General features: G+C 41.5%; 6 protein-coding genes and 1 tRNA gene. 6 read left to right on the top strand and 1 reads right to left on the bottom strand.

The genetic code is table 11. The features are described from left to right. The coding region (locus IQ229_RS08865; protein WP_194042986.1) for a pentapeptide repeat-containing protein at window positions 1–492 on the top strand (492 nt) is incomplete at its 5' end. A 125-nt stretch (window positions 493–617) separates the two neighbouring features. Beyond that, a complete protein-coding gene (locus IQ229_RS08860; protein WP_194042984.1) occupies window positions 618–1,247 on the top strand; it encodes a TenA family protein in 630 nt (209 codons plus the stop codon). A gap of 80 nt (window positions 1,248–1,327) precedes the next feature. On the opposite strand, the gene IQ229_RS08855 is transcribed toward IQ229_RS08860, so the two are convergent. After that, window positions 1,328–2,932, bottom strand: coding sequence for an iron uptake porin (locus IQ229_RS08855; protein ID WP_194042982.1), 1,605 nt, complete (start codon window positions 2,930–2,932; stop codon window positions 1,328–1,330). Between the two features lie 404 nt (window positions 2,933–3,336). Between IQ229_RS08855 and IQ229_RS08850 the strand changes: the two genes are divergently transcribed. The 4 genes from IQ229_RS08850 (at window position 3,337) to IQ229_RS08835 (ending at window position 6,300) form a co-directional block, all read left to right on the top strand. Then, window positions 3,337–4,278, top strand: a complete 942-nt coding sequence (locus tag IQ229_RS08850; protein WP_228013317.1) for a metal ABC transporter substrate-binding protein — start codon at window positions 3,337–3,339, stop codon at window positions 4,276–4,278. Between the two features lie 169 nt (window positions 4,279–4,447). After that, window positions 4,448–5,224, top strand: coding sequence for a metal ABC transporter ATP-binding protein (locus IQ229_RS08845; RefSeq protein ID WP_194042980.1), 777 nt, complete (start codon window positions 4,448–4,450; stop codon window positions 5,222–5,224). Window positions 5,225–5,271: 47 nt separating this feature from the next. After that, window positions 5,272–6,153: a metal ABC transporter permease gene (locus IQ229_RS08840; RefSeq protein WP_194042978.1), complete on the top strand. Its 882-nt coding sequence runs from the start codon at window positions 5,272–5,274 to the stop codon at window positions 6,151–6,153. Between the two features lie 74 nt (window positions 6,154–6,227). Then, window positions 6,228–6,300, top strand: a tRNA-Phe gene (locus tag IQ229_RS08835). Window positions 6,301–6,384: the final 84 nt, after the last annotated feature.

The raw sequence follows: 6,384 nt of genomic DNA, 5'->3' as shown, positions 1-6,384 counted from the left end.
AAGAGACAGAAATTTAATGGGGCAAATTTGACGGGTGCTGATTTGAGAAACACTTATTTAGCAAATGCACAATTAACTGGTGCTTACTTGAATGGGACTAACTTTCAAGGTGCAGTTGCGATACCATCACAAATTGCTTCACCAGCAGAATTTTATGCTTTGGGTGTAGCAGAAGGGCAAAAAGGCAACCAACAGCAAGCAATTAGTTATTTTAATCAAGCGATCGCAATTAAACCAGAATATGCGGATGCTTATCTCGCTCGTGGTGTCGCCCGTTACCAAGTACTAGATAGACAAGGTGCGTTCCAAGATGCTCAAGTTGCACAAAAATTATTTACATCCCAAAACAACAGCACTGGAACCCTAACAGCCCAAACTTTTATAAAAGAACTGCAAACACCCGTTAATGAGAAGGTAAGTACTGGTAAGCCCAACTTCGTTGACTTTTTGGGAAGTATTGGCTCAGTCTTGCTCCAGTTCTTCCCTTTTTAAAGGAGATAATAAGCTAATCGGCATTTAAGTTGCATGAAGGTAGGGCTGAAGCCCTTACTACAAGCGAATTATTCTGGAAAAATGAATGACGATTAGCTTAACAGTTAACAAATGACAAATGACAAATGACAAATGACTTATCTAACCAATTATGGGCAGCAAATCAAGACTTAGCCCAAGCTTGCTTAGAGCATCCTTTCGTTCAAGGTATTGGCGATGGTACTCTTGAGCAAGCTAAATTTGCTTACTACGTAGGGCAAGATGCTTTTTTCTTAGAAGCTTTTGCCCGTGCCTACAGTATCGCCGCAGCTAAAGCACCAGACTGGTTAGGTTTCACCACATTTCATAATTTAGCTAGTGGAGTTTTAGAAGAACTGCGGCTGCATAGTAGTTATGCTTCTGAGTGGGGAGTCAATTTGTATGCTGTAGAACCGGCATCTGCCACCCGCCGCTATACTGATTTTTTGTTAGCAACTGCTTGGAGCAAAGATGTAGGTTTGACTGCGGCGGCAATGTCTCCTTGTATGCGTTTGTATGCCTTTTTAGGAGAAAAATTGGCTTGTAACGGTATTCCCGATCATCAATATGCAGACTGGATTCGTACTTATAGCAGCGCAGATTTTCAACCACTAACACAACAATTAGAAAGTTTAGTTGACAATTATGCCGCTACCAACTCTGTTGTGCATTCAACTTATCGTTATGCGATGTTTTGTGAACGCGACTTTTTTCAGGCTGCGTGGATGTTCAGTTGAGCAAATTCATATCTAGCAACCTTTAGACAAAAAGAAGACGCAAATTTATCCTTTGCGTCTTCTTTTAAGATTTTAAAAAATTAGAAACTGAATGTGGTTCTCAATGCACCAATAACAACATCATCATTAGTGTCGTTATGATCTGGAGATGTTAACCAGATGACTCCAGGAGTAATGGTGATATTGTCACTCAGCTTATACTGGTAGAAAGCCTCAAGATGATAGGATGTATCAGGATCGCTATCCAACCCTGCAATGTCAGAACTTGTTAATTTAGGCTCCACACCAGCGATGATACCTGCTAAGTTACCTTTTTTACCGAGGTCAGGGAAGCCCAAGGTGACAGCATAGTTCCAAATATCAACGTCTCCACGGGTTCCTCTCAAACTTTGGCTGTTGGTGTATCCAGCCCAACCACCCAAGACGATATTATCAGTGATGCCAATGGATGCTTGGACGCCATAAGAATTACTGGAAAATCCTACTTGATCTTCTGGTAAACCCTGGATAGCTGCTATATCCTGGAAAGTGGCAGCATTACTACCTGTGAGTAGTGGTTGATTGTAGGAATTGATGTAAGTTAAACCGATAGAAATGCGATCGCTTGGTTTAACTGTCAACTGTGCCAACGCACCATAAGAACCATTGAACAAACCATTATTGAGTGTAGGGTTATTAGCTGTACCACTCAAATACCCTAGACTTAATGCCAATTTTTCGCTGAAATCATATGTTACCCCCAACCCCGCACCATTTATTTGGTTATAAATTGGGTTACGCGTACCAAAGGTAGACAAAGCACCAAAAGCGCCATCACCATCAAAAAGATTGACAGTGCTGGTAAGGTCGTCTGCTGCACCAGCATTAGCAATAGCGACAACCTCTGTTTTTTCACCCAAGGGAAATTTGTAGAACAATGCATCTATCGCAGCATCGGTAGTACCATCCTCGCCAGCAAAAAATAAGTTACCTTCTGGCGTACCAATATTAGGGCTGAGAATATTATTAGCCTGGATTCTGGTGAACAGCGTATCTTTCCCTGTGAAACTGGTTACTAATTCTATACGTGCCCGTACCCCTAAAGTTGTATTCTCATCTGTAATTTCTGCACCGTTGACTGTATTTCCTGACAACACATCGCTGACAACTGCAACAACTTGTCCTTGCAGTTTAGTTGTAGTTGAGAACTGATTCGCCTCCAATTCAGCAGTTCGCGCTTCTACTGCATCCACACGACCTCGGAGTGTCGCCAGTTCTGCGGAAAAATCTTCTTGCAACTTTTGTAATGTGGCTAAATCTTGTTTACTAACTAAATCGCCAGTGGCTGTAGCAATAAGTTCGTTAACGCGATCGAGACAAGCATTCAAACCAGCAGCAAACTCATATCGTGTTAATGCCCGATTACCCCGATAAGTGCTATTTGGGTATCCTGCAATACAGCCATAACGCTCAACTAAGGACTGCAATGCTTGGAATGCCCAGTCAGTAGGTTGTACATCAGAAAATTGAGATACGGAGGTAACTTGCCCGATGTTCTGATCTTTCGTGTCTGGATTAGCCAAAACTTGCGGTTGATTGATTTCATAATTACCCGATGTTTCACCTGCAAATGTAGCAGTATTAACAAACAGCATGACACCACAGACTGCTGGACTAACTAACAGATATTTCCAGAATTTTTGCATTTTTCTCCTCACACTAATCTCCAATTCACACCCAAACCACGTTTTTTTTAACGGGTATTTTATGAGAATATTTGTCAGCAATCTTATCAGAAGTAAGCAACCTTTTTAACAAAAAAAGTCAAGAAATCCTAATTATTTAGGGAAAACTAAATTGCAGAGGGCTGTACCGTCTGAAAAAATTTTGTTGTTACTCATTACACAGCAAACCCAGAATGATATTATGTACTTAAATGAGAATGAGAATTATTATAGTATAAAATTTAGAATACTTCCCATTGTCAATAGCGATGATGACAGAGGTGGAGCAAGCATCCGTTTTGAGGAAAAATATCGTGATAGTGAATTGCAGAGAAATTAGAACAGGTAGGCAAAGAAGTGGCATCTTGCCCATAATTGCTCTGCTAATGTTGTCGATGGCTACTGGGTGTAGCCAATCGAATCCAAATCAGGGAAAAACTTCCGAACAGTCGCCGCAAGCACAAGAAGCTGCTTCTACCCCACAGGCACAGTCGGGAAAAACTAAAGTAGTAGCGACATTTTTGCCGATATATTTGTTTACTAAGGCAGTAGCAGGGGATGTGGCAGATGTAGAAATTCTAGTGCCACCTGGTACAGAGGTACATGAATACCAAGCGACACCAGGAAATATCAAAGCGATCGCTACTGCTAAGGTGTTAGTGAAAAATGGTTTAGGCTTGGAGGAATTTCTGGAAGGTACTGTCAAAAATGCCCAAAATCCCAAATTAACTGAAATTGATGCAAGTATTGGTATTAAACCCTTAAATGAAATTTCACCTGTTGTCAAAACGACGCCAGATGAAAAAGACCACGAACATAGTCAGGGTAATCCGCACGTTTGGTTAGATCCAGTTTTAGCAAAACAGCAGATAACAAATATTCGAGATGGATTAATTGCTGCCGATTCGAGGAATAAAGCTACTTACGAAGCAAATGCTACAGCTTATATTAAAGAATTAGAAAGTTTAAACAGTGAATTTCAGCAGACTTTGCAGAAAAATCCCAGTTGCACCTTTATTACCTTTCATGATGCGTTTCCATATTTAGCTAAACGCTATAATCTCAAGCAAGTTGCAGTGGTGCAAATTCCCGAAGATCAACTTTCACCAACAGATGTCCAAAATGCCGTCAGCGCTGTGAAAAAATACAAAGTTAAAGCTTTATTTAGCGAACCAGGAGTAGATAATAAATTGCTAAACAGCCTCTCTAAAGACTTGAAATTAAATTTGCGTACTCTGGATTCTCTAGAAACTGGCGAAATAGATCCACAGCATTATTTCAAGGCAATGAAAGCGAATTTGCAAACTCTGGAAACATCGTGTAAATAGATTTGTCATTTGTCAGTTGTCTTTTGTCCTTTGCAAATGACCAATGACCAATGACCAATACTTCTCTACGAGAGGCTACGTCAACGACTACGTGGTAGTTGAGCGCAGTCGAAACTCAGTACAAGTGACCAATGACCAATACTTCGACTACGCTCAGTACAAGTGACCAATGACTAATGACATTCCTATTTTGAAAGTAGAAGGATTAACTGTCTATCAAGGCAACTATCTAGCTGTTCGAGATGTTTCCTTTGAATTATTCCCAGGAACAGATACAGCCATTGTTGGCCCCAATGGTGCTGGTAAAAGTACCCTGGTAAAAGCGGTTTTAGATTTGATACCTCGAAGTGCTGGGACGATTGAAATCTTGGGTCGTCCAATTTCCAGATTGGGGTATTTACGCCACACGTTGGGCTATATGCCGCAAAACTTCATTTTTGACCGGAGCTTTCCTATTTCTGTCAGCGAATTAGTCGGACTGGGATGGACTAAGGAAGGGAAAAGAAAGAATTCATTTTTCTCCAAGCTGTGGAAAGAAGACCGAGAAAAATCGGCAGCAGTAACAGAAGCTTTACGGCGAACTGATGCTTATCATTTACAGCGTCAAGCTATTGGTACTCTTAGCGGCGGTCAACTGAAGCGGGTTTTATTGGCTTATTGTTTGGTAATGCCTCGGAAACTCTTGGTACTAGATGAAGCTTTTGCTGGTGTTGATGTGCAAGGTGCAGCAGATTTTTACGCTTTGCTAAATGAATTAAAGCGAGAAGAAGGTTGGACAGTATTACAAGTTTCTCACGATATTGATATGGTAAATCGGCATTGCGATCGCGTGCTTTGCCTGAACCAAAGTATTGTCTGTACTGGTAAGCCAGAAATTGCCCTTTCACCGCAAAACCTGTTAGCAACCTACGGCCCAGGTTTCAGTCGCTACCAGCACCAACATTAAAAGAATTTGTAATTCGTAATTCGTAATTCGTAATTAAAGAATAAAAAATGCCAGTAATTATAAATTTCTTCAATGATTGTCAGATAACAAGGCTTGCGATCGCTAGTAGTAATGACTTGCTAGAGTTGTTACAACTTGCCTCGATACAGCGTGCGTTTATGGGTGCTGCCTTGATGGGAATACTTGGCGGGATGTTGGGTTGTTTTGTCACCTTGCGCCAGTTGTCATTTTTCAGCCATGCGGTTGGTCATGCGGCATTGGTAGGTGTGGCATTAGGTGTGCTGCTACAAATAAATCCTACTTGGATGCTATTACCTTTTACCTTAGTTTTTGGGGTTATTGTCCTCTACTTCATCGACAAAACCGACTTAGCTAGCGATAGCGTACTTAGCATCGTGCTATCTGGGGCATTAGCGATCGGTTTAATTCTCACGAGCCTAATTAAAGGATATCGTGGCAATTTGATGGCTGTACTGTTCGGGGATATTCTAGCGATCGACACCACAGATTTGATTTTGACGCTGCTAGTTCTTGTGGGAGGTAGCATATTTTTACTATCAACTCTGCGACAGCAAATTTTATTGACCCTTAACCCCGATGTAGCTCAAGTTCAAGGCGTTCCCGTCCAATTGTATCGCTACGCTTTTGTGGTCTTGCTTTCACTCGCCGTTGCTGTCGCGATTAAAGCCGTCGGTGTTTTACTAGTGAATGCCTTTTTGGTCATTCCCGCCTCTACCGCCAAACTGATGAGTCACCACTTCACCCGCTTTCTAGTCATGTCGGTGATCGTTGGTTCCATCAGCAGCATTGCTGGGATCGTTGTCTCAGGTATTTTCAACCTTGCTTCTGGGCCAAGTATTGTTCTTGTCCAGTTTCTCCTATTTGTAGCCGTTTTCATCTGGTTTAAGTTCAGTTTGAAAGCTGCATAACTATTTTTCTCCAAAGACTTGCTATATCTTTAGATGTTTGCTACATTGATTAATCGTGGCTCACAAAAGCCCCAGCCGGGATAGCTCAGTTGGTAGAGCAGAGGACTGAAAATCCTCGTGTCACCGGTTCAAGTCCGGTTCCTGGCATAGATTACAGCGAAAAACACTTCTGACATAAGGCATAAACTGGCATAAAACTGGCATAAACCAAAAGCCTTATGTCCTACATAA

It is taken from the genome of Nostoc cf. edaphicum LEGE 07299 (assembly GCF_015207245.1).
In the GTDB taxonomy this organism is placed as follows: domain Bacteria; phylum Cyanobacteriota; class Cyanobacteriia; order Cyanobacteriales; family Nostocaceae; genus Nostoc; species Nostoc edaphicum_B.
Note: the sequence above shows the minus strand (reverse complement) of the source record. Positions and strands in the feature narration are given on the sequence as shown.